Source organism: Pseudomonas sp. SJZ077 (genome assembly GCF_007993905.1).
GTDB lineage: Bacteria > Pseudomonadota > Gammaproteobacteria > Pseudomonadales > Pseudomonadaceae > Aquipseudomonas > Aquipseudomonas mandelii.
In genome coordinates, this window is the sequence record NZ_VIUJ01000051.1 from 1 (window position 1) to 1061 (window position 1061).

Below are 1061 nucleotides of genomic sequence, written 5' to 3' on the forward strand. Positions count from 1 at the left end.
ACCGCAGCGACGATGGACGCGAAGTTGTCATCGGCCAGCACCAGGTCTGCGGCTTCCTTGGCGGCTTCACTGCCTTTTCCACCCATGGCGATACCAGCATCGGCACGCTTTAGCGCTGGTGCGTCGTTAACGCCATCGCCGGTCATGGCCACTGTCATGCCATTCGATTGCAGCAGCATTACCAGTCTGAGCTTATGTTCAGGGCTGGTGCGCGCAAAAATATTGACGTGCTTTACCGCCTCCTTCAGAGCGACATCGTTCATGGTGTCGAGGTCTACGCCGGTCAACACACTGTCGGGATTTTGCAGGCCAATCTGGCGACCGATAGCGGCGGCGGTACCGCCGTGATCGCCAGTGATCATTTTTACGACAATGCCTGCTGCTTGGCATTGTTGAACTGCTTTTATCGTCTCGGGTCTAGGCGGGTCAATCAGTCCGACCATGCCTAGCAGGGTTAACCTTCCTTGTACGTCCCCAAACTCCAACACGGTGTGCTCGGGAGGAACTGATCTAACTGCAAACGCCAATACACGCTGCCCCTTGGCAGCAATGGCGTTTGCCTGTTCGTGCCAGTAGTCCGCATTGAGCGGTTCAGTCCCGCCAGCGTTTACGAGCTGCTGCGTGCTCATGGCCAGTATTTGCTCTGGAGCGCCCTTCACATAGATAGATGCATGTCGATCATGGTTGTGATGCAGGGTCGCCATGAAGCGGTGTTTCGCGTCAAACGGAATGGCATCGGTGCGGGGCCAGGCCCGATGATCTTCATCACTATCGATACCGGTCTTTCCGGAAAATGCCAGCAAGGCACCTTCCATTGGATCACCCTCTACCTTCCATAAGTCATCATGCAGGCGCAGTGCAGCATCGTTGCAAAGGCCGGCGGCTCGCCCCAATTCTGTCAACGCAGGGTGAGTCGGTAAGTCGACAAGCTGATTTGCAAGGCTGATGCTTCCCGCTGGCTGATAACCTGCGCCATCGACCGTGAAGATGAGATCGTTGGTTACGACCGATGCCACCATCATTTCGTTGCGGGTGAGTGTGCCAGTCTTGTCAGTGCAGAT

At 56.0% G+C, this 1061-nt stretch carries 1 protein-coding gene; it reads right to left on the bottom strand.

Annotated elements, in window-relative coordinates:
* Window positions 1-1061, bottom strand: a 1061-nt coding sequence (locus tag FBY01_RS31460) for an HAD-IC family P-type ATPase (protein WP_145311132.1), incomplete at both ends; no start/stop codon positions are given.